The organism is Actinobacillus succinogenes 130Z (assembly GCF_000017245.1).
Lineage (GTDB): Bacteria > Pseudomonadota > Gammaproteobacteria > Enterobacterales > Pasteurellaceae > Exercitatus > Exercitatus succinogenes.
This window is the reverse complement of record NC_009655.1, coordinates 1,977,305-2,000,214: the sequence shown is the minus strand read 5'-3', so window position 1 is coordinate 2,000,214 and position 22,910 is coordinate 1,977,305. Positions and strand designations below refer to the sequence as shown.

Below are 22,910 nucleotides of genomic sequence, written 5' to 3'. Positions count from 1 at the left end.
ATTTTTAAATTCATGTTGAAGCGTCGTTATCTTTTTTGCCTCCTCATTTTACTTTCTCTGATATCTTTATTTATTGGCGTAAGCACGGTAAATATTGAAGGATTATTACATTTTGACGCTGATCAATGGTCAATTTTTCTGGTCAGTCGCTTACCGCGCTTAGTCAGTATTTTAATTGCCGGTTCGGCATTAAGTATCTGCGGGCTCGTTATGCAGCAGCTGAGTCGCAACCGGTTTGTTTCGCCTACCACAGCAGGCACGATGGATTCGGCTCGTTTGGGCATTCTGATTGCGATATTGCTGTTTCCTTCGGCCTCAATGTTACTGAAAACGGCGATCGCCGTAGCGGTATCTTTTTCAGGCACATTGCTGTTTATGACGATTCTGTCTCATTTGAAATTTAAAGATGCTATTTTTGTACCTTTGGTAGGAATTATGTTTGGGAATATTATCAGCTCGATTGCGGCATTTATCGCCTATAAAGAGGATTTGCTGCAAAATTTATCGGGGTGGTTGCAGGGCGATTTTTCATTGGTAATGGCGGGGCGTTATGAACTGTTGTATTTCAGTATTCCCGCTTTGCTGGTGGCGTATTTATTTGCCAATCGGTTTTCTATTGTGGGAATGGGGCAGGATTTTGCTACCAATCTGGGGTTGAATTACAAGCAGGTGATGTATTTAGGCTTGGCGATCGTAGCGACGGTATCGTCGGTTATTATTATTTCGGTGGGCGTGATTCCGTTTCTGGGGTTGATTATTCCCAATATGGTAACGCTTTATCTGGGAGACAACCTGAAGAAAATTCTTTCTCATACCGCTTTGCTCGGAGCGGTATTCGTTCTGATATGCGATATTTTCGGACGTCTGATTATTTATCCTTATGAAATCGCCATAAATACTGTAGTAGGCGTGTTGGGCAGCGGCATTTTTTTGGTTCTTTTATTCAAGCGGTACCAGCATGGTTAATATGATGAAATCGAAGTGCGGTCAAAAATTAATGATTTTAGGCGTATTAACGCTGATTACCGTCGCCCTGTATTTATTTTACCGTTTACCGAACCGTTGGGAATACGCGTTGTATCACCGCAGTTTGAGCTTAGTGGCGATAGTTATTACCGGGAGTGCTATTGCATTGGCAACCATGATTTTTCAGACTATTGTGAATAATCGGATTCTGACACCGAGTATTTTGGGGTTGGACAGTCTGTTTTTATTGATTCAGACCTTAATTATCTTTTTATTCGGTTCTGCCACGTTAATGTCCGTGAATCCGACGGTGTTGTTTTTAGTATCTACCGGCAGTATGGTGCTGTTTGCCGTGATGCTATATCACTTCCTGTTTAGCAAAGAACGGCAAAATATTTTCTTTCTGTTATTGGTGGGTATTGTTTTCGGTACGCTGTTTCAAAGTCTGACTACCTTTATGGAAGTGTTGATTGATCCGAACGAATTCTTAATTGCCCAGGATATCGGTTTTGCCAGTTTTAATCGTATTAATACGGCTATTTTATGGCTGGCGGCAGCGGTATTGCTGGCGGGAATTCTGATTACGCTACGGTATTTATGTTATCTCGATGTGTTGTCTTTAGGACGGGATGTTGCTATTAATCTCGGTGTGCCTTATCAACGTTTAACCAAGCAATTGCTGGTTTTAGTTGCCGTATTGGTGTCGGTTTCCACCGCATTAGTAGGTCCGTTAACGTTTTTAGGGCTATTAGTCATGAACGTTACCTTTGAATTTATGCCGACGCATAAACACAAAATACTGATTCCTGCGGCGATGCTGATTTCCATTATTACGCTGCTTACGGGGCAAGTACTGGTCTCGCAGGTATTCACCTTTAATACGACATTGAGCATTATTATTAATTTCGTCGGTGGCGTATATTTTATTTATTTACTGTTGAGAACGAGCAAAAAATGACAATAGAAATTCGAGATATTTGCAAGCAGTACGGTGATAGAACTGTGGTGGATAATGTGTCCGTCAGCATTCCGCAGGGCAAAATTACCTCGTTTATCGGCCCGAACGGAGCGGGGAAAAGTACCATACTGTCTATTATGAGTCGCTTGATTTCTCCTGAATCCGGCGAAGTGTTATTGAACGGCGAATCCTTAATGTCGCAAAAGAGCAGTGATATTGCCAAGCGGTTATCGATTTTAAAGCAATCGAACCACTTTAGTTTGCGCTTAACGGTGGAAGATTTGGTGGCGTTCGGGCGATTCCCCTATTCCAAAGGAAATCTTACCAAAACCGACCGCACTTTTATTGATAATGCTATCGGTTATATGAATTTAGAGGCGTTTCGCGGTCAGTATATTGATAAGTTAAGCGGCGGACAGCGTCAGCGCGCTTATATCGCCATGACATTGGCACAGGATACGGATTATATCCTGTTGGACGAGCCCTTGAATAATCTGGATATGAAACATTCCGTGCAGATTATGCAGGTACTCCGCAAACTGGTGTCCGAGTTAGGTAAAACCGTGGTGATTGTGATTCATGACATCAATTTTGCTTCCTGCTATTCGGATTTCATTATCGCCATGAAAAACGGAAAGTTGGTCGAACAGGGCGCGGTAGACGAAATTATGCGAAGCAGCGTATTACAGAAAATTTATGATATGTTCATTCCTATTCAGGAAATCGATGGACATAAAATCGCCACCTATTTTAGACATGCCAATTAAAAGGAGAGAAAAATGAAAAAAACATTGTCAGTTTTGGCCGCCGGTTTGGTCGCACTTTGGTCGGTAAACGTTCAGGCAGGCAATATCACGGTAGAAAATTACGCCGGTAAACAAATCGTGCCGGAAAATCCCCGGAGAGTGGTGGTGCTGGATTTGGGAGCGTTGGATACGTTACGCGAATTGGATGTGAAAGATCGGGTTGTGGGGGTGTCGCAAGGCAATATGCCGGGCTATCTGAGTGAATTCTCTGATGATAAATATGCCAATATGGGATCCTTGGTTGAACCTGCTTTTGAAAATATTAATGAAGCGGAGCCGGATTTAATTATCGCCTCGCCTCGCCAACGTAAAGTGATCGATCGATTGAAAGAAATCGCACCGGTATTTTATATGGATAATAATTACAGCGATTATTACCCGTCTTTTCAACAAAATATTCTGGCGTTAGGCAAAATTTTCGATCGGGAAGCAGCGGCGAAAGAAAAATTAGCATTGTTGGATAAGCGTTTTACGGCATTGGAGAGTTTGACTAAAAATAAAACGGCATTAGTGGCGATGGTTAACGAAAGCAGAATCAGTGCATTCGGTGATAAATCCCGTTATGCTTTGGTGTATCAGAAATTCGGTTTTACACCGATTGACACCAATTTAAGCGGTTCGACGCATGGAAACAGTGTGGGATTTGAATATGTGGCGGAGAAAAATCCCGATTATCTGTTAGTCGTGGATCGCACGGCGGCGATTACGGATAAAGCCAATAACGCGCAAACGGTGTTAAATAATGAGATTATTAACAAAACTAAAGCGGCAAAAAATCACCATATTGTATATTTAAACGCCGCTAATTGGTACCTTGCCTTCGGCGGTCTGCAATCTATGAATACTATGATCGATGAAATCACCGATTCGGTTAAGTAATCGGCATAAAAAGAAAAGTGCGGTCAAAATTGACCGCACTTTTGCTATTTATATTTTAAATTATGCTAAAATTTTATCGAGTTCCCGGCTCACAGCTTCAACCGGTTGAGTGCCGTCTAAGCGGAAATATCGGGTGTTGCCTGCTTTGGCTTCGGCTTGATAATAGTCCACTAACGGTCGGGTGGTAGTGTGGTAGACTTTTAAACGATCCAATACGGTTTCCGGTTTGTCGTCCGCCCGGATAATCAGATCCTCACCGGTTACATCGTCTTTACCTTCCACTTTTGGCGGATTGTAAACCACATGGTATGAACGACCGGATGCCGGATGTACGCGGCGACCGCTCATACGTTCGACGATTACCTCATCCGCCACATCAAATTCCAAAACGTAGTCAATGCCGATTCCGGCGGCTTTTAAGGCGTCAGCCTGCGGAATTGTACGAGGAAAACCATCTAATAAGAAACCTTTTTCACAGTCCGGCTGTGCGACGCGGTCCTGCACCAGTGCAATGATTAAATCATCAGGTACTAATTGTCCCGCATCCATCAGGGTTTTCGCCTGTTTGCCTAATTCCGTACCGGCTTTGATTGCCGCACGCAACATATCGCCCGTTGAAATTTGCGGAATACCGAATTTATTCATGATGAATTGCGCTTGCGTACCTTTACCTGCGCCCGGCGCGCCTAAAAGAATGATTTTCATATTAACCTCATTGTCTTAATTAACCTGTTTACCTTACCTTTGTTACGACCTAAACTCAAGGGCTGCTGGGAAATATTTGAATTTAATCGACGGTTTTTTATATGAAATTTAAAAAAACGTGCGTATTGTTTACTGTCAGGCACTGTTTTTTCCGTTCCATGGCGCTACCCAGTAAAGACAGATCATGCCCGGAATAGCCAGCAAGAAACAAAGCCAGAAGTAATCGTAATATCCCAGTGCATTGATCCATGCGCCAGCTTGTGTGTTTAAGGTGGCGCGGGGCAGTGCGGACAAACTGGTGAATAATGCCAGCTGGGTGGCCGTATAAAGAGGATTGGTTTCCCGTGCCATAAACGCTACAAAGGCAGAAGTGCCTAATCCGACGCCGATATATTCTGCAGCAATGACTAAACTTAGCGCAAAAATCTGGTAGGTACCGATTTGTTCGAAGGGGCCTTGCTTCGCCAGCCAGGCAAAACCTAAAATCGTGATAATCTGTATCGCACCGAACACCCACAGTGCGCGGTTTATACCGATTTTCAGCATAATAATGCCGCCTGCGATACTGGCGACTACCATCGGCCATAAGGAAGCATTTTTCGCCACCAGTCCGATTTGGGTTTTGCTATAGCCCATGTCTAGATAAAAAGGGGAAATCAGTGCGGTTGCCATGCCGTCACCTAATTTGTACAGAAAAATAAAGGCTAGAACGGCAAGTGCCGAACAGATTCCTTTGCGTCCAAAGAATTCTTTGAAAGGTTCGACCACATTGTCTTTTAAAGTGCGGTGACAACCGAGCGGGATTTTAGGTTCTTTACTCAGAAATAACGTCATAAAAATACCCGGCAACATAAACAGTGCCGTAATAACAAACACGGTTTGCCATGGTAAATGATCGGATAAAATCAGCGATAAAGAAGCCGGTACCAAACCTGATATGCGATAGGCGTTTACATGGATGGAGTTGCCTAAGCCGAGTTCGTTATCCGACAGAATTTCCCGCCGATAAGCGTCAAGTACCACATCCTGGTTGGCTGAAAAGAACGAACACAGCGTCGCTAACGCAGCAATTAGCATTAACCCCTGATTATCATGGGGAGAGATAAAACCGAAAAGCGCTAAGGATGTAATCAGTAAAAGCTGAGAAATCAGTATCCAGCCGCGGCGGCGTCCCAGAAAAGGCGGAATGTAGCGATCCAGTAGCGGTGACCACAGAAATTTCCAGCTGAAAGGCAGCGTGACGGCGGTAAAATAACCGAGCATTTCCAAGTCTACTTGTTCGGAACGCAGCCAGACGGGTAACAGCGAGCTAATGATATAAAAGGGTAAACCCGAACTAAATCCCGTAAAAATACAGATGAGCATATTACGGCTGAAAATTTGCGAAGCTAAAGACGGCTTCGGTAACGCTTGTTGTGACATGTTAATGATTTATGATGAATAACGTCGATATGCGAAAGCATAACAAATAATGAACGAGAAGTCTTTAAGGGAAAAGTGCGGTCAGTTTTTCAAAAGTTTTTTGAAACATTAAATACAGGGCGTTAATCATACGCCCTGTGATATTTTTGCATACACAATGCGGAGGGGATTAGCCTTCGTAACCTTGCGGATTATTTTTTTGCCAATTCCATGTGTCGCGCATCATGTCTTCCAGGCTGTGTGTGGCAGTCCAGCCTAAAATTTCAGCCGCTTTTTTCGGACTGGAGTAATAGGAATCAATGTCCCCCGCCCGGCGGGCAACCACTTTATAAGGCACTTTGATATCATTCACTTTCTCAAAGGCTTTCACCATATCCAGTACGGAATAACCTACACCGGTTCCTAAATTATAGGTATGTAAACCCGGTTGTCCCAGATGTTGGTCAAGTGCTTTCAAGTGACCGACGGCTAAATCCACAACATGGATATAATCGCGCACCCCCGTACCGTCCGGTGTATCGTAATCATCACCAAATACGGAGAGTTCCGGTAATTTACCGATGGCTACTTGGCTGATAAACGGCATTAAATTGTTCGGAATTCCATTCGGATCTTCGCCGATTAAGCCGCTTGCATGAGCGCCGACCGGATTAAAGTAACGTAATACTATAGCACTGAATTGCGGGTTGACTTTAACCGCGTCCGCAAGAATGCGCTCCACCATGTACTTAGATGTGGCATACGGGCTGGTAGTCGCGCCGACGGTACTTTCTTCCGTGACGGGCACCGTTTCGGGTACGCCGTAAACCGTTGCGGTGGAGCTGAATACGATGGTATTTACGCCGGCTTTTAACATTTCATCGGTCAAAATGATAGAGCCGCCCACATTATTTTCATAATAATAAAGCGGTTTTTGTACGCTTTCGCCGACGGCTTTTAAACCGGCAAAGTGAATCACCGATTCGATTTCGTTTTCGGCGAAGATTTTTTGCAGCATAGCGCGATCTAGCACGTCTCCTTCATAAAATTTTACCTGTTTACCCGTAATCTGCGTCACACGATCCAGAGATTTAGGCGAAGAATTACAAAGGTTGTCTAATACGACGACTTTTTTATCCGCATTAAGCAGCTCGACTACGGTATGTGAGCCGATATAACCTGCACCGCCTGTCACTAAAATTGCCATATATTTTTCCTTTTCTATCCAGTAAAACCGGTAATAAGTATAAAACTTTTGAGTTTGGGGGAAAAGTATTATCCGAAAGCGTAGTCAAAAAATATAGAATTTTTGACCGCACTTTAGCGAAGTTTAGTACATCGTCAACTTGTATCCGAAGTTTGATTGTATTTCGGAATCATAATAAAAAGAACCTCATACTAATAAGTATGAGGTTCCGGATATATTTACAATTAGATTGACGCAACGCCCCAAATTGCAACGACAGTATAAAGTACCGCTAATCCGTAGAAGATTAAACCGCCGGACGGCACGTGTACTTTAATATCGTGCATACCGTGGTGGATGCGGTGTAAACCCGCCCAGGCCGGAAAAATAGTTAGCACTAAAATCACTAATTTACCAAACCAGTGATGGGCGAAAGCAATAATGCCATCCGGTGAAATAATACCTAAAGGCAGTAAAATCCCTAAGATTAGGATTAATACCGGAAAAGCCAGTGCGCTGATCATGCCGCCTGCACTGAACAATAACCATACAGGTGGCTCGTTAGAACGTTTCGGATTTGTATTGATCATTCTTTTGCTCCTTATATGGTTAAATGAAGGCAAGAATTAAGCCGATGACGGAAACAACGGCGAAAGCAATTTGCAATGCCTTTTTGATAACTTCCGCTTTTAAACCGGTGCTGTTGGACATTACTTCACCAGTCATGGTAAACAGCGTAAAAGCATGTAATAACATTGCTGCCAATGAGATGATATTTAATATCATCACAATCGGATTCTGCATAAAACCGACAAAGTCAGTAGCAAAGGTATTATCGGCGAGTGAGAATACGCCGTAAAGCAATACTAAACAGAACCAAACAGTCGGAACGGCTGTCGCTTCACGTACCATGTAGAAACGATAGAAATCCCAGCTTTTCCACCAAGTCGGGGTGATTTCACGGACGTATTTATTACGTTTTGTGGTTAATTCGCTCATTGCTTTCCCCCTATGCTTTTGGTTTTAACATTGAGATTAAAAAGTCTTTCGCACTTTCCAGCTTGCCTTGGTTAATTGCTGCAGCCGGGTTTACATGTTTCGGACAGACTTCAGAACATGCACCTACGAAAGTACAGGTCCATACACCATTGTCACCGTTGATAATCGGCATACGTTCGGCTTTGCCGTTATCGCGGTTATCCAAGTTATAGCGGTGAGCCATAGTTAACGCGGCAGGTCCGACGAATTCAGGGTTTAAACCGAATTGCGGACAGGCCGCATAACACAAACCGCAGTTGATACACATTGAGAATTGACGGTATTTTTCCAACTGTTTCGGTGTTTGTTTTGTTCGGCTTTTTTGTAATTCCGCCGATTCGTGCGGTTGACCGTCCAGTTCAGGCATTTTATTACCGATGATGTACGGTTTAATTGCTTCCAAACTTTCGATGAAATGGCTTAAATCTACCACTAAATCGCGTTCGATAGGGAAATTCGCCAATGCTTCGATACGCATATGACCGCTGTAATCGCGCAAGAAAGTTTTACATGCCAATTTAGGAATGTTATTTACCATCATACCGCAAGAACCGCAGATTGCCATGCGGCAAGACCAACGGTAGGAAAGCTCCGGTTCCAAACGGTCTTTGATATAACCTAATGCATCCAACAGAGAAGTCTGGTTGTCATAAGGGACTTGATAAGTTTTTAAATACGGTTCTTTGTCTGTTTCAGGGTTGTAACGCAAGATTTCTACGTTCATTACTTGATTCGTCATGTTGCGTTCTCCTTATGCGTTAGGGGCTTTAGCCGCTTTCTCTTGAGCTTCGGCTTCCGCACCGTATACGCGTTTAGCTGGTTGGAATGTGGTAATTTTCACATCGCTGTAATCGATACGAGGTGCATCGTTGCCGTTGTAGAAAGCAAGCGTATGTTTTAAATAATTCACATCATCACGTTCTGTGTAATCTAAACGTTGGTGCGCACCACGGGATTCTTTACGTTGTAATGCGGAATTAGCGATAGATTGAGCAACATCTAAGATGTAACCTAATTCCACAGTGTAAAGGACATTGGTGTTGAACACGCTTGAACGGTCTTGAATGCGGATGCGTTTATAACGTTCTTTTAATTCGGCAATTTTATTGACTGCAGTTTGCATACTGGCTTCGTCACGATAAATACCGCAACCTTCTTCCATCGCGGTACCCATTTCTTCGCGGATATCCGCCCAGTTTTCAGTACCTTCCTGATTGTAAAGATCTTCCAGACGTTTCACTACGTCACGTGCTTGAGCGTCCACCGCCGCTTGGTTAACGGATTGAGCTTCCGTTGCACGTTGTGCGGCATGTTCGCCGGCAACGCGGCCTAATACCACTAATTCCGCTAAAGAGTTGGAACCTAAACGGTTTGCGCCGTGTAAACCCGAAGACGCACATTCGCCTACTGCAAATAAACCTTTGATGCGGGTTTCGCTATTGAAGTCGATTTCAATACCGCCCATGGTATAGTGCACCACAGGGCGAACCGGAATAGGTTCTTTAACCGGATCCACACCTTCATAAGCGTTAGCTAATTCACAAATGAACGGAAGACGTTCGTGTAAGTAATCGGCACCCAAGTGACGTAAATCTAGATGCACCACATCCACGCCTTTTGCGGTTTTCAGTGTATTGCCTTTTTTCCATTCCTGCCAGAATGCTTGGGAAACTTTATCGCGAGGCCCCAATTCCATGTATTTGTTTTGCGGTTTGCCGATTGGCGTTTCAGGTCCTAAACCGTAATCCTGTAAATAACGATAACCGTCTTTATTGACTAAGATACCGCCTTCACCACGACAACCTTCGGTCATTAAGATACCGGTATTCGGCAAGCCGGTCGGGTGGTATTGAACGAATTCCATGTCGCGAAGCGGTACGCCGTGACGATACGCCATAGATAAACCGTCACCGGTTACGATACCGCCGTTGGTGTTGAATTTAAATGAACGACAACCGCCGCCGGTTGCGATAACAACGGCGTTAGCGTTAATTTGCACCAATGTGCCTTCCATCATATTCATGGCAACCATCCCGCGGGCATGGCCGTCGTCCACTAAAATATCTAACACAAAGTGTTCGTCGAAACGTTGAATTTGCGGATATTGAATAGAGGTTTGGAATAACGTATGAAGCATATGGAAGCCGGTTTTATCGGCAGCGAACCAAGTACGTTCGATTTTCATTCCGCCGAAACGGCGTACGTTTACATCACCGTCTGCTTTACGCGACCAAGGACAACCCCAGCGTTCGAGTTGCGTCATTTCCACCGGTGAATGTTTAACGAAATATTCTACAACGTCTTGTTCGCACAACCAGTCACCGCCCGCAACGGTGTCTTGGAAGTGTTTGTCATAACTATCTTCTTCTTTGATAACCGCCGCTGCACCGCCTTCGGCCGCCACGGTATGGCTACGCATCGGATAAACTTTTGAAACTAATGCAATTTTTAGGTTAGGGTTCGCTTCTGCTGCTGCAATCGCCGCACGTAAACCGCCGCCGCCGGCACCCACAATCGCAATATCGACATTGACTGTTTGCACGATATTTTTCTCCAATAAAAAGTAAGTAAAACTCAAATTTCAATTGTGTTAATGATAATCTCATCGTTCACTATTGAGCATTTTGCCATGATTTCATTCAAATTCTACCTCTTTTTAACTATTTCGAAAATTAATCCGATATTTTGTGATCTACCTCAAAAAATAAAAATCTTGAGATGAGAAGTGTTTTTATTTGGTCGATTTGGAATTAAGTAAACGATTGCGTAATATTCGGCGATTAGGTATAAAAAAGCACCCGTATCGGGTGCTTTAACATTGCGCTTAATTCGAAAATTAGCGACGTAAACCTAAACGCGCAATAATTTCAGAATATTTTGCCAGATCGGTACGTTTTAAGTAATCTAATAATTTACGACGACGGGAAACCATACGTAATAAGCCGCGACGACCGTGGTGATCTTTTTTGTGCTCGGCAAAGTGACTTTGAAGATGGTTGATTTGAGCGGTTAATAATGCGATTTGAACTTCTGATGAACCAGTGTCTTTTGCATCACGACCGAATTCTGCAACGATTGCAGCTTTTTGTTCTACGCTTAGAGACATTTTTTACTCCTAGAAAAGCAAGTTAACGATACATCGTTCGCCGATCTCTAATTCAGCGACGATAAGAAAGTGTGTATTGTAGCGGGTTAGCGGAATTTTGCAACTTATTCTTTTTCCTGATTTTCCTTAAACGCCAGATATTCCTCTAGTACTTCAATGGCGTCCAGACAACGTTGGCGACGTTGACGGGTTATGTCGATTTGTTGCTGAATCCGCATTTTTTCTTTTTCTGACAGGCATTGCTTTTGTAAGTCCTTCTGCCCGTTCAGTTTTTCGTTCAGTGCCTGCAAGGCTTCGTAATATTTGATTAATCGTGCGCGCGGTGGTAACTGTTCTAACTGCTGACGGCGTTTTTCCCGCAGGCTTAAAACCGGTTTAAAATTGACCGCACTTTTTGCCTTAGGTTTTTCTATAAACTGTAGCGCGTCCGTCAACGCAGTATATTGCGCCGATAATTTTTCGCTGAAAAATGCTGTTTGCGCCACTTCTTCGGGGGATAATTGCGATATTTGCTCGATACAATGGCGGATTTCATTCAAATAAAATTCCAACGGTTGAAAATTTTCGGAAAATATCGCGGGGTCAAATTTTGTATGTAAAATTTGACGTTTCACGGGTTCGTATTGCTTCTGTAGCTGTGTAATCAGCCGTTGCAAACGGTTTAAAAGTGCGGTCTGATTTTGCATCGTTTTTCTGTTTTATATACATAAATCCCCCGACGGACGGGGGATGGCGTTATAAGGTCATGGCAGCGATCCAGCCAAATATAATTAACGGAATATTGTAGTGCAGGAAGGTGGGCACTACGCTGTCCCATATGTGATCGTGTTTGCCGTCAATATTCAAACCGGAGGTCGGACCCAATGTGGAATCCGAAGCCGGTGAACCCGCATCACCCAAAGCAGCCGACACACCGACGATAGAAACCGTAGCAAGCGGTGAAAAGCCGAGAGCAAGGCATAAGGGTACGTAAATGGAAGTGATAATCGGCACGGTAGAGAAAGAGGAACCGATACCCATGGTAATAAATAAACCTACCAATAACATCAGGAATGCGGCAACGCCTTTGTTGCCGGTACCTAAGCCTTGGCTAAAGGTATTGACTAATTGCGTGACGCCGCCGGTTTCGTTAATTACATTGGCGAAACCGGAAGCGGCGATCATCACGAAGCCGATCATCGCCATTAAGCGTAATCCCTGTTGGAAGATATCGTTACTTTCTTTCAAACGGAAAACACCGCATACGCCGAAAATCACCAAACCCGCCAACCCGCCGATAATGGTCGAACTGGTGAATAACTGCAAACTGAAGGTGACGAAGATTGCCGTTAAACTCACTCCCACATGGAAAGGTTTGATTTTTGCGATATGTTGTTCGATTTCCGCCGTAGTCGGTTCTTCGATATGTACTTGGTATGTGCGCGGTTTTCGGTAAGTAATAAAAATTGCCGTTAATAAACCTAAAAACATACCGATCACAGGAATGGACATTGCCATGGACACTTCACTCACGTTAGTGTGCAGACCTAATGTGGCGCCGGCTTCATTGATGTTTTTTACCAGGATGCTTTCAATAAAAATTTTACCGAAACCCACCGGCAAATACATATAAGTGGCGGTTAATCCGAACGTCAGCACACAGGCGACGGCTCGGCGGTCGATTTTTAACCGATTGAAAATACTTAATAACGGCGGTACAACGATAGGGATAAAGGCGATGTGCACCGGTAACAGGTTTTGCGAGGAAATGGCGAACGCCAGCAATACCGCTAAAGTGAAATATTTAAAACCGGCGACAGAATTCCCGGTAGGTGTTTTACCTAAGCGTTTAATTACTTTGAACGCCAGTAAATCCGTAATACCGGATCTGGAAATTGCGATAGCAAACGCACCGAGGATCGCATAGTTCATAGCTACTTCGGCACCGCCGCCCAATCCGCCGGTGAAGGTTTCAATGGTTTTGGTTATGCCTAAGCCGCCGGTTAATCCTGCGGTTAACGCCGAGATAATAAGTGCGATAACGACATTGATTCGCATCAAGCTTAATATAAGCAGTACGATAATTGAGATAACAACAGCATTGGTTAACATTGTGTATCCTTAGGTTGAAAAAGTGCGGTCAATATTTCAAACATTTTGCACAAGATGGGGAAAACCGCCTAATGCTTTTAAATGATTGACCATATAACAAAATAATTCTGCCGTGCGTTCGGTATCATACAATGCCGAATGCGCTTGGTTGCTATCAAAAGGAATGCTGGCCGACTGACAGGCTTTTATCAGTACCGTCTGTCCGAACATTAATCCGCTCAGCGTAGCGGTATCGAAACTACCGAATGGGTGGAACGGATTACGTTTGATTTTAGTCCGTTCCGCCGCAGCCATTACAAAACCGTGATCAAACGCGGCGTTATGCGCCACAATAATGGAACGTTGGCATCCGGCGTTTTTTTGCCCGCGGCGAACCATTTGAAATAAACCGGTAATGGCCTCCGATTCCGATACGGCAATGGCATTGCGAATCGGACTTTCTAAATCGATACCGTTAATTTTCATGGATTCCGGATTAATACCCGCACCTTCAAAGGGACGAATATGGCAGTGGTAGGTTTGATCGGGCAGCAAATCACCTCTGTCATTCATTTTCAGCGTGACGGCGGCAAGTTCGAGCAAACCGTCGGTTTGGCAGTTTAAACCGGCGGTTTCCACATCGATCACAACAGGATAATAACCGCGAAAGCGATTTTTCAGCAAATGGTAATCGGACGGGGTTTCCGTTTGCGATTCCGTCAAAAGTTGTTGTGTCAAAATTAGTTTCCTAATGCCGATTTAGCGTCTTTATTTTCGATAAATTCGATTTTGTAGCCGTCCGGATCTTCCACAAACGCAATCACTGTGGTGCCGCCTTTCACCGGACCGGGTTCGCGGGTAACTTTGCCGCCGTGCGCTTTTACCGCTTCACACGTAGCATAAATATCGTCTACACCGATGGCAATGTGACCGAAAGCCGTCCCCGGCTCGTATTCGGTAACGCCCCAGTTGTAAGTCAATTCGATGACAGCGCTTTTATCTTCGTCGTCATAACCTAAAAAGGCTAATGAATATTTATATTCCGGGTTTTCGCTGGTACGCAGTAAACGCATACCTAAAACGTCTTGATAAAATTTAACCGAACGGTCTAAATCGCCCACGCGGAGCATTGTATGTAAAATTCGCATTGATTTTCTCCGTTAAATAAAAAATGATACGGGATTATGCCACAAAAGGAGGTTGATGAAAAATACGGAAAAAACGTCCGCACTTTGAAAGTAAAGTGCGGCCGGGTTTTCGGGAGTTTTATTTTGCCGTCATCCATTTATCATAGATTTTTTGATATTCGCCATTAGTCTTAATCGTGCTTAATCCTTTATTTAATTCGTCAACTAACGCTTGATTTTTCAGGTTGGTGGCAATGCCTAAGCCATTACCGAAATAAGTCGGATTATTGATTTTTTCACCTACGAATTCCAGTCCCGGCGTTTTATCAATCATATCGACTAATACGGGGATGTCGCCGAAGATGGCGTCGATACGCCCGTTTTGAATGTCCAAAATCGCTTCTTGGTAAGACGCGTAAGATTTTACTTGGTAGCCGGGTTTTTCTTTGCTGATATAATTTTGGTAAGTGGTGCCGTTTTGCACGCCGATGTTTTTCAGGTTGGCAAAATCCGTACCTTTTTTCGCGATGAAGGCGGCGGAACTTGAGAAATACGGTTCGCTGAATAACACTTGTTTTTTACGCGCTTCGGTAATGCCCATGCCGGAAATGGCGGCGTCAAAGCGTTTTTGTTTTAAGCCTTGAATTAAGCTGTCGAAGGGTTGGCTTTGGAACGAGCAATTCGCTTGAATTTCTTTACAAATAGCGTTTGCGATGTCCACATCGAAACCGATAATTTCACCTTTTTCGTTGGTCATTTCAAAGGGCGGATAACTGGGTTCCATGGCAAAACGAATGTCTTGTGCTTGTACGCCGAAGGCTGCGCTGAGAAATAACGCGGCGACTAGTGTTTTTTTCATTGATACCCTCCTAATGAGCAGATGGAATAATCAAAATAAATTGAATCGGTGAGGCTATTTAATGGCGATCACCGAACCGAAGTTAAAGCACTGAAACCATAATTCTACATGAGAAAATCCCACGTTTTTTAACCGCACTTTGTGCGTGTTGCTGCTGTCGATACGCATGACGTTTTCCAATGCCGCGCGTTTCTGGCTGACTTCCAGTTCGCTGTAACCGTTGGCACGTTTGAAGGCATGATGTAACTCAATGAGCAGGTTGTTTGTGGTGTCGTCTTTGAAACGGAATTTTTCCGACAAAACCAATAAGCCGCCGGGATTGAGTCCGCGATAAATTTTTTCCAGCAACGATTGACGATCTTCCGGCGGCAGGAATTGCAGGGTGAAGTTTAAAATCACCATAGACGCATTTTCAATGCTGATATTGCGTATGTCGTCACATAAAATTTCTACCGGAATGTCGCTGTGATAAGCATTGAGGTGCTGGCGGGCGCGTTCCACCATGGGTTGCGAATTATCCACACCGATGATTGTGACATTCGGCTGGCGAATGTTACGGCGTGCGGAAAGCGTGGCGGCCCCGCGCGAACAGCCCAGATCGTAAACTTGGCTGTCCGGCGTGACGAAACGTTCCGCCAGCATACCGATGGCGGTGATGATGTTGGAATATCCCGGTACGGAACGTTGAATCATATCGGGGAAGACTTCCGCGACATTTTCATCAAAAGTAAAATCGCCCAATTTTTCAATCGGGGCGGAAAAAATCGTATCTTTGCTCATAAATCTTATCGCTTGGGTTAAAACTGCGGTTATTTTAGAAGAAGTTTTGATTTTTTTCAGCTATAATTCGTCGGTTATTTTTTCAGAATAAATTTTAAAGGAAAACAGATATGATGCGTTCTCATTATTGCGGTGCGTTAAACCGCGGCAACATCGGACAAGAAGTGACATTGAGCGGCTGGGTTCATCGCCGTCGTGATTTAGGCGGGTTGATTTTTATTGATATGCGAGACCGTGAAGGCATCGTACAAGTATGTTTTGACCCGAAATATCAAGAAGCTTTAACCGCCGCAGCCGATTTGCGCAATGAGTTCTGCATCCAAATTAAAGGTGAAGTTACCGCCCGTCCCGGCAATCAAATCAATAAAAATATGGCGACAGGCGAAGTGGAAGTGTTGGCAAAAGCCCTGTCCGTTTATAACGCTTCCGACGTGCTGCCGTTAGACTTCAACCAAAATAATACGGAAGAACAACGGTTAAAATACCGTTATTTGGACTTGCGTCGTCCGGAAATGGCGCAACGTTTGAAAACCCGCGCAAAAATTACTAGCTTCGTACGTCGTTTTATGGATGACCACGGATTTTTGGATATTGAAACGCCGATGTTGACCAAAGCCACGCCTGAAGGTGCGCGTGACTATTTAGTACCTAGCCGTGTGCACAAAGGCAAATTCTATGCCCTGCCTCAATCTCCGCAATTATTCAAACAGTTGCTGATGATGTCCGGCTTTGATCGCTATTATCAAATCGTAAAATGTTTCCGCGACGAAGATTTACGTGCGGATCGTCAACCGGAATTCACCCAAATCGATGTGGAAACCAGTTTTTTAACTGCGCCTGAAGTGCGTGCAATTATGGAAAACATGATTCGCGGTTTATGGTTGAATATTCTCGGCGCAGATCTCGGTAAATTCCCGATTATGACTTGGAACGAAGCCATGACGCGTTTCGGTTCCGATAAACCGGATTTACGTAATCCGTTAGAAATAGCGGATGTGGCAGACATTGTTAAAGACGTGGATTTTAAGGTTTTTGCCGATCCGGCTAACGACGCAAACGGTCGTGTGTCGGTAATCCGCGTGCCGAACGGCGCAAGCATTACCCGCAAACAAATCGACGAATATACCCAATTTGTCGGTATTTACGGCGCGAAAGGATTGGCATGGTTAAAAGTGAACGATGTGAACGCCGGTCTGGAAGGCGTGCAAAGCCCGATTGCCAAATTCTTAAGCGAAGAAAAAATCAAAGCGATTTTCGACCGCACTTCGGCACAAACCGGCGATATTTTATTCTTCGGTGCGGATAAATGGCAAATCGCCACGGATGCCATGGGCGCATTGCGTTTAAAACTCGGTCGAGATTTAGGTTTAACCCGTTTAGACGAATGGCAACCGCTTTGGGTGATCGATTTCCCAATGTTTGAATGCGATGAAGAGGGCAATCTTGCCGCCATGCACCATCCGTTCACCTCACCAAAAGATTTCAGCCCGGAACAATTAGAAGCCGATCCAACGGCGGCGGTGGCAAACGCTTACGATATGGTGATTAACGGCTACGAAGTGGGCGGTGGCTCAGTGCGTATCTTCGATCCGAAAATGCAACAAACCGTGTTCCGCATTTTAGGCATTGACGAACAACAACAACGGGAAAAATTCGGCTTCTTATTAGATGCCTTAAAATTCGGCACGCCACCGCATGCGGGTTTGGCTTTCGGCTTAGACCGCTTAACCATGTTATTAACAGGTACGGACAACATCCGTGATGTTATCGCCTTCCCGAAAACCACCGCAGCAGCGTGCTTAATGACTGAAGCTCCGAGCTTTGCTAATCAGCAGGCGTTGGAAGAGTTGGCGATTACGGTGGTGACGAAGGAAGAGTGATGTTTCGCCAATCTTTATCTAGACCGAAAGCGAATAAATATTTCAATACTGTAGAAAATAATGATCTACAAAAATCCTAACAGCGTTTTAGTTGTTATTTATACTAAAAACACCAATCGCGTGTTAATGCTGCAACGCCAAGACGATCCTGAATTTTGGCAATCGGTGACGGGATCTTTGGCGGACAGAGAAACACCGTTTTTGACCGCACTTCGTGAAGTGAAAGAAGAAATTGGCGTAGACATTGTGGCGGAAAATCTTAACTTGATTGATTGTAATGAATCCGTAGAGTTTGAAATTTTCCCGCATTTTCGGTATAAATACGCACCGAATGTAACGCATTGCAAGGAACATTGGTTTTTATTGGGATTGCCTGATGAACGCGAGCCCCAGTTAACCGAGCATTTAGCCTACCAATGGCGGGATCCTGTAAAAGCGGCAGAACTGACTAAATCGCCCAATAATGCACAGGCGATTAGGAAATATTTAATTGCGAAAAGTGCGTAACAGCCCAGCACGGCTAAGCCGTGACTTAGTTACGCATAGTTCAGCCCCGCTGGGGCTGGAAATAGGTTTTAGCAAGTGCGGTCAGAAATTTATGTTTTTTTACCGCACTTTAATATGTAGTAATGGGTTCCCTTCTTTGCCACCTAAAAATGGTTTAATTTGTAGAAAAATTTGTACTGTTTGACCGAAGCGAGTTTACAAATTTTTCGTTAAGCAAATTAAAGTATTTTTAGGAAACAAGGTAAAGCAGGGTTGCCTTTCTTTTGGTTACTTTTCTTTGGCAACGCAAAGAAAAGTAACATAATAATTAAAAAGGAAAATATCAAATGGCAGGTCATAGTAAGTGGGCTAATATCAAACACCGTAAAGCGGCGCAAGATGCGCAACGCGGCAAAATCTTTACCAAATTAATTCGCGAATTAGTTACGGCTGCAAAAATCGGCGGCGGGGATGCGGGTTCAAATCCGCGTTTGCGTGCGGCGGTGGATAAAGCGCTTGCCAGTAATATGACGCGCGATACTATTAATCGCGCTATTGATCGTGGTGTGGGCGGCGGTGACGATACCAATATGGAAACCCGCGTATACGAAGGTTACGGTCCGGGCGGTACGGCGGTGATGGTGGAATGTTTAAGCGATAACGCCAACCGCACAATTTCTCAGGTTCGTCCGAGCTTTACCAAATGCGGCGGTAACTTGGGTACGGAAGGTTCCGTCGGTTATTTGTTTAACAAAAAAGGTTTAATTATTATTGATGCGGGTGCGGATGAAGACGCTTTAACGGAAGCGGCGATCGAAGCGGGTGCCGATGATATTCAACCGCAAGACGACGGTTCTTTTGAAATCTATACCGCATGGGAAGAATTGGGTGATGTCCGCGACGGCATTGAAAAAGCGGGCTTTAAAATCGCGGAAGCGGAAGTCAGCATGATTCCGACCACGACAGTGGATTTAGATGCGGAAACTGCTCCGAAATTGTTGCGTTTAATTGATATGCTGGAAGACTGTGACGATGTACAAAACGTCTATCATAACGGTGAAATCAGTGACGAAGTGGCGGCATTGCTGTAATCCGCTTGGAAAAACAGGTTGCTTTTTAAACATAATGAAGTAGACTGAAAGCGTTACATATTTGATGTGACGCTTATTTTTTATTAAGGAGAGTACATGAAACTTATCAAATTAGTACCCGCTCTTTTATCTGTTTCAGTGTTGGCAGCATGCTCTTTAGCGGAGTCGAATTCTGCAACCGCACCTAATACCGCAAGCGCCGAACAGGCAACCCAAAATGCTCAGCAAGAAGCCCAGAATATTGCGCAGAATATTAAAGGGAAGGCGGATGTGCGGGTTGAAAAACTGACCAATGCCAGTAAATCCGTTGTTTATTCCTGTTCAAACTGGACTACCTTGAATGCAACTTATTCATTTCAAGGCGATGAAGCCAAAGCCGTTAATTTGATCTTAGGCAGTGGTAAAAATGCACAACAAATTCCTACCTTGGTGCGGGATGAGTCCAACAGCGATTTTGTTTCATTTAAATCGGACGAGTACATTTGGAATGTGGAAAACGGCTTTAATTTAAGCAATGCGACCACTAAAACCGGCGGTAATTTAACCAAACGAGGGGCGGGAACCGATGAGATCCTGGCTAAACTCTGCAAAGTAAATAACGCTGCAACTCGTATACTGAATAAATAATTTTATTTTTATGGATGAGCGGGCCGATAGGGAAATATCTGCTCGCTTTTTATTTGATTATGACCATTATTTTAGGTATTGATCCCGGTTCCCGTGTTACGGGTTATGGGGTCATTCGTCAAACCGGACGGACGTTGGAATATCTTGGCAGCGGGGTGATTCGGACACAGGCAGATGACTTACCGACGCGTCTGAAGCGGATTTATGCCGGAGTGACGGAAATTATTACCCAATTTCAGCCGGACATGTTTGCCATTGAGGAAGTGTTTTTAGCGAAAAATCCGAACTCGGCGCTGAAACTCGGACAAGCTCGGGGAACGGCTATTGTGGCTGCGGTTAACCGGGATTTGCCGGTATTTGAATATGCGGCGCGACTGGTGAAGCAGACGGTGGTAGGAATTGGTTCGGCAGATAAATCCCAAGTGCAGGATATGGTGGCGCGGATTCTGAAATTATCGGATAAACCGCAGGCGGATGCGGCGGATGCGTTGGCAATTGCCATTACGCATGCTCATACAATCCGGCATAGCTTGCATGTGGCGGCGAGTGCCAAAACCACAGAAACGCAGGAAAAATTGACCGCACTTATGCGCACGCGTTATAGCCGGGGACGTTTTCGTTTAAAAGTTTAGCTGTTGTTTTATTCAGTTTTCTCGGTATAATAGCAAAAATTTTTGAGAAGGAACGATAATGATTGGTCGCTTGCAGGGAAAATTAATCGAAAAACAACCGCCTGAAATTTTGCTGGACGTACAAGGAATAGGCTATGAATTATTGCTACCGATGACCAGCTTCTACAATTTGCCCGATACCGGACAGGAATGTACGGTGTTTACTCATTTAGTCGTGCGTGAAGACGCCCATTTACTGTTCGGATTCTCTACTAAAACCGACCGTACTTTATTTCGTGAATTAATCAAAACCAACGGCGTCGGTCCGAAACTGGCGTTAGCCATTTTATCCGCCATGTCGGTACATGAATTTGCCTATGCCATTGAGCGGGAAGAATTATCCAAGTTGGTGAAAATTCCGGGAGTAGGTAAAAAAACCGCCGAACGCTTATTGGTAGAATTGAAAGGTAAGTTTAAAGGTCTCCGACAACCGGATTTCTTTGTTGAAAGTAAACATATTACCGTGCCGGATATAGTGTCTGCTGAAAAAGAAACGCCGAATGACGAAGCGGTTGCCGCGTTAGTGGCATTAGGTTATAAACCGCCGGAAGCCGCTAAAATGGTGAAAAAAGTGGCCAATGGCGATTTAACCAGCGAACAATTAATCCGTGAAGCCCTGAAAGCCGCGTTATAGGAAAAAGAATGATTGAAGCAGATCGTATAATCAGTGCTATTGCTAAATCGGATGATGAGGCGGTTGATCGCGCTATTCGTCCAAAATTGTTGCAGGATTATGTCGGGCAACCACAAGTGCGGTCGCAAATGGAGATTTTTATTCAGGCGGCAAAATTACGTCAGGATGCGTTGGATCATTTATTGATTTTCGGTCCGCCGGGGTTGGGAAAAACCACGCTAGCCAATATTGTTGCTAATGAAATGGGAGTGAATATTCGCACGACTTCCGGTCCGGTATTGGAAAAGGCGGGGGACTTGGCGGCAATGCTGACCAATCTTGAACCTCATGACGTGCTGTTTATTGACGAAATCCACCGTTTATCGCCGGCGATTGAAGAAGTGTTATATCCGGCAATGGAAGATTACCAGTTGGATATCATGATTGGCGAAGGTCCGGCGGCGCGTTCCATTAAATTGGATTTGCCGCCGTTTACGTTGATAGGTGCGACAACCAGAGCGGGCTCTTTGACTTCGCCTTTACGGGATCGTTTCGGTATTGTGCAACGGTTGGAGTTTTATTCTATAGAAGATTTAACTTCAATCGTAATGCGAAGTGCGGCCTGTTTAAATTTAGAAATTTCCGATGATGCTTCTCACGAAGTGGCCCGTCGTTCGCGTGGCACACCGCGAATTGCCAACCGTTTGTTACGCCGAGTGCGTGATTATGCGGATGTGAAGAATAACGGCATGATTACGCAGGGTATTGCAAAAGCTGCGCTTGCTATGCTGGATATTGATCAAGCCGGTTTTGATTACCTTGACCGAAAACTACTGAGTTCGATTATTGAACGTTTTGACGGCGGTCCGGTCGGGCTGGATAATTTGGCGGCGGCTATCGGCGAGGAACGTGATACTATTGAAGATGTGTTGGAGCCTTATTTGATTCAGCAAGGTTTTTTACAGAGAACTCCTCGCGGTCGTATAGCGACCTCACAAACATACCGTCATTTCGGTTTGGCAAAATTAGCCGATAAATAGTCGGAGCGAATAAAGAAGGCTTATTCAAAAATGAATAAGCCTTCTTTTTCGTGTTAATTAGTTATTTGCTTCAGTATCTTCTATTTTACTCAGATTACTTATTTTCGCCAATCCGTGATCGCAACTTTTAATTTGCGTCGCCACTTCCATTTCGAGGATTTGTTTTTTACTCTGATTCAGTTTATTTTGAATTTTATTTAATTGCGTATGCGTACCGGGTTGATTTTGAGCATCCGCCAATAATTTATCCGTTGCTTGGAACAGTTTTTGACATTGTTGAGGAATGGCCTGTTGTTCGACGGCTTGTACTGAACTGACAGTAAAAACTAGACCGACAAAAAGTGCGGTCAAAATATGACTGATTCTTTGTTTCATGAAAAAATCTTCCTCTCTTTGGCGAAATAAATATAAAAAATACATAAAGCTGACTGAAAATAGCAGATTGTTTAAAAAATGTCTAGTTATTCGTCATTTTTTTAAGAATTAGTTGAAATAAATGGTTGCAAATATCTTTACAAAACCTATAATTTGCGCCAGATCAATTTTTGTTGTTTTTTTGTTTAACGTTTTTTTGATTTTAATTCAAAAGTGTGATCTGTGTATCATTTCTGCTATTTTGTA

At 44.1% G+C, this 22,910-nt stretch carries 26 protein-coding genes; 11 read left to right on the top strand and 15 right to left on the bottom strand.

Annotated features, from left to right (window positions below; all coding sequences use genetic code 11):
- The first annotated feature begins 12 nt into the window (after positions 1-12).
- From ASUC_RS09440 to ASUC_RS09425, 4 genes are read left to right on the top strand one after another with little or no spacing between them, the layout of a single operon-like run.
- A complete protein-coding gene (locus ASUC_RS09440) occupies positions 13-966 on the top strand; it encodes an ABC transporter permease (RefSeq protein ID WP_041834817.1) in 954 nt (317 codons plus the stop codon).
- A gap of 4 nt (positions 967-970) precedes the next feature.
- Complete coding sequence (locus ASUC_RS09435; RefSeq protein ID WP_143228900.1) at positions 971-1,924, top strand: iron chelate uptake ABC transporter family permease subunit; 954 nt, start codon at positions 971-973, stop codon at positions 1,922-1,924.
- Positions 1,921-2,691: an iron ABC transporter ATP-binding protein gene (locus ASUC_RS09430; protein ID WP_012073549.1), complete on the top strand. Its 771-nt coding sequence runs from the start codon at positions 1,921-1,923 to the stop codon at positions 2,689-2,691. Before ASUC_RS09435 ends, ASUC_RS09430 begins: the two co-directional genes overlap by 4 nt.
- 12 nt (positions 2,692-2,703) lie before the next feature.
- Positions 2,704-3,609, top strand: coding sequence for a siderophore ABC transporter substrate-binding protein (locus ASUC_RS09425; protein WP_012073548.1), 906 nt, complete (start codon positions 2,704-2,706; stop codon positions 3,607-3,609).
- 60 nt (positions 3,610-3,669) lie between these two features.
- Here the strand turns inward: ASUC_RS09425 and adk are convergent, their stop codons facing one another.
- The 14 genes from adk to cmoA form a co-directional block, all read right to left on the bottom strand.
- Positions 3,670-4,314 carry an adenylate kinase gene (gene adk / locus ASUC_RS09420; RefSeq protein ID WP_012073547.1) on the bottom strand — a complete coding sequence of 215 codons (645 nt, stop codon included), beginning with the start codon at positions 4,312-4,314 and terminating at the stop codon, positions 3,670-3,672.
- A gap of 135 nt (positions 4,315-4,449) precedes the next feature.
- Positions 4,450-5,736 carry an AmpG family muropeptide MFS transporter gene (locus tag ASUC_RS09415; RefSeq protein ID WP_012073546.1) on the bottom strand — a complete coding sequence of 429 codons (1,287 nt, stop codon included), beginning with the start codon at positions 5,734-5,736 and terminating at the stop codon, positions 4,450-4,452.
- Positions 5,737-5,905: 169 nt separating this feature from the next.
- Positions 5,906-6,922 (bottom strand): UDP-glucose 4-epimerase GalE, encoded by a 1,017-nt coding sequence (galE, locus tag ASUC_RS09410; RefSeq protein WP_012073545.1) that lies wholly within the window; start codon positions 6,920-6,922, stop codon positions 5,906-5,908.
- A 224-nt stretch (positions 6,923-7,146) separates the two neighbouring features.
- Positions 7,147-7,491 carry a fumarate reductase subunit FrdD gene (gene frdD, locus ASUC_RS09405; RefSeq protein ID WP_012073544.1) on the bottom strand — a complete coding sequence of 115 codons (345 nt, stop codon included), beginning with the start codon at positions 7,489-7,491 and terminating at the stop codon, positions 7,147-7,149.
- A 19-nt stretch (positions 7,492-7,510) separates the two neighbouring features.
- The gene (gene frdC, locus ASUC_RS09400) at positions 7,511-7,900 is read right to left on the bottom strand and encodes a fumarate reductase subunit FrdC (RefSeq protein WP_012073543.1); all 390 of its coding nucleotides are present in this window, start codon (positions 7,898-7,900) and stop codon (positions 7,511-7,513) included.
- 10 nt (positions 7,901-7,910) lie between these two features.
- Positions 7,911-8,678 carry a succinate dehydrogenase/fumarate reductase iron-sulfur subunit gene (locus ASUC_RS09395; RefSeq protein WP_012073542.1) on the bottom strand — a complete coding sequence of 256 codons (768 nt, stop codon included), beginning with the start codon at positions 8,676-8,678 and terminating at the stop codon, positions 7,911-7,913.
- 12 nt (positions 8,679-8,690) lie between these two features.
- Positions 8,691-10,481 (bottom strand): fumarate reductase (quinol) flavoprotein subunit, encoded by a 1,791-nt coding sequence (frdA, locus tag ASUC_RS09390; RefSeq protein WP_012073541.1) that lies wholly within the window; start codon positions 10,479-10,481, stop codon positions 8,691-8,693.
- 294 nt (positions 10,482-10,775) lie between these two features.
- Positions 10,776-11,045 carry a 30S ribosomal protein S15 gene (rpsO, locus tag ASUC_RS09385; RefSeq protein ID WP_012073540.1) on the bottom strand — a complete coding sequence of 90 codons (270 nt, stop codon included), beginning with the start codon at positions 11,043-11,045 and terminating at the stop codon, positions 10,776-10,778.
- A gap of 104 nt (positions 11,046-11,149) precedes the next feature.
- Positions 11,150-11,731 (bottom strand): primosomal replication protein, encoded by a 582-nt coding sequence (locus ASUC_RS09380; RefSeq protein ID WP_012073539.1) that lies wholly within the window; start codon positions 11,729-11,731, stop codon positions 11,150-11,152.
- Positions 11,732-11,780: 49 nt separating this feature from the next.
- Complete coding sequence (locus tag ASUC_RS09375) at positions 11,781-13,136, bottom strand: Na+/H+ antiporter family protein (RefSeq protein WP_012073538.1); 1,356 nt, start codon at positions 13,134-13,136, stop codon at positions 11,781-11,783.
- 36 nt (positions 13,137-13,172) lie between these two features.
- Positions 13,173-13,853, bottom strand: a complete 681-nt coding sequence (rnt, locus tag ASUC_RS09370; RefSeq protein ID WP_012073537.1) for a ribonuclease T — start codon at positions 13,851-13,853, stop codon at positions 13,173-13,175.
- A gap of 2 nt (positions 13,854-13,855) precedes the next feature.
- Positions 13,856-14,263 carry a lactoylglutathione lyase gene (gene gloA, locus ASUC_RS09365; RefSeq protein ID WP_012073536.1) on the bottom strand — a complete coding sequence of 136 codons (408 nt, stop codon included), beginning with the start codon at positions 14,261-14,263 and terminating at the stop codon, positions 13,856-13,858.
- Between the two features lie 118 nt (positions 14,264-14,381).
- Positions 14,382-15,101 (bottom strand): arginine ABC transporter substrate-binding protein, encoded by a 720-nt coding sequence (locus ASUC_RS09360; RefSeq protein ID WP_012073535.1) that lies wholly within the window; start codon positions 15,099-15,101, stop codon positions 14,382-14,384.
- A 54-nt stretch (positions 15,102-15,155) separates the two neighbouring features.
- Entirely contained in the window at positions 15,156-15,881 is a 726-nt protein-coding gene (cmoA, locus tag ASUC_RS09355) for a carboxy-S-adenosyl-L-methionine synthase CmoA (protein ID WP_012073534.1), read from the bottom strand.
- Positions 15,882-15,991: 110 nt separating this feature from the next.
- On the opposite strand from cmoA, the gene aspS reads away from it, so the two are divergent.
- The 7 genes from aspS (at position 15,992) to ruvB (ending at position 22,289) form a co-directional block, all read left to right on the top strand.
- On the top strand, positions 15,992-17,761 hold the full coding sequence (gene aspS, locus ASUC_RS09350; protein ID WP_012073533.1) for an aspartate--tRNA ligase: 1,770 nt from the start codon (positions 15,992-15,994) through the stop codon (positions 17,759-17,761).
- A gap of 60 nt (positions 17,762-17,821) precedes the next feature.
- The gene (gene nudB / locus ASUC_RS09345; protein ID WP_012073532.1) at positions 17,822-18,268 is read left to right on the top strand and encodes a dihydroneopterin triphosphate diphosphatase; all 447 of its coding nucleotides are present in this window, start codon (positions 17,822-17,824) and stop codon (positions 18,266-18,268) included.
- Positions 18,269-18,594: 326 nt separating this feature from the next.
- Positions 18,595-19,338, top strand: a complete 744-nt coding sequence (locus ASUC_RS09340) for a YebC/PmpR family DNA-binding transcriptional regulator (RefSeq protein ID WP_012073531.1) — start codon at positions 18,595-18,597, stop codon at positions 19,336-19,338.
- 96 nt (positions 19,339-19,434) lie between these two features.
- A complete protein-coding gene (locus ASUC_RS09335) occupies positions 19,435-19,965 on the top strand; it encodes a hypothetical protein (RefSeq protein ID WP_012073530.1) in 531 nt (176 codons plus the stop codon).
- Between the two features lie 59 nt (positions 19,966-20,024).
- Complete coding sequence (gene ruvC, locus ASUC_RS09330) at positions 20,025-20,597, top strand: crossover junction endodeoxyribonuclease RuvC (protein WP_041834815.1); 573 nt, start codon at positions 20,025-20,027, stop codon at positions 20,595-20,597.
- A 58-nt stretch (positions 20,598-20,655) separates the two neighbouring features.
- Entirely contained in the window at positions 20,656-21,270 is a 615-nt protein-coding gene (ruvA, locus tag ASUC_RS09325; RefSeq protein ID WP_012073528.1) for a Holliday junction branch migration protein RuvA, read from the top strand.
- A gap of 8 nt (positions 21,271-21,278) precedes the next feature.
- Positions 21,279-22,289 (top strand): Holliday junction branch migration DNA helicase RuvB, encoded by a 1,011-nt coding sequence (gene ruvB, locus ASUC_RS09320; RefSeq protein ID WP_012073527.1) that lies wholly within the window; start codon positions 21,279-21,281, stop codon positions 22,287-22,289.
- 57 nt (positions 22,290-22,346) lie between these two features.
- On the opposite strand, the gene ASUC_RS09315 is transcribed toward ruvB, so the two are convergent.
- Entirely contained in the window at positions 22,347-22,664 is a 318-nt protein-coding gene (locus ASUC_RS09315) for a DUF5339 domain-containing protein (protein WP_012073526.1), read from the bottom strand.
- Between the last annotated feature and the right edge of the window lie 246 nt (positions 22,665-22,910).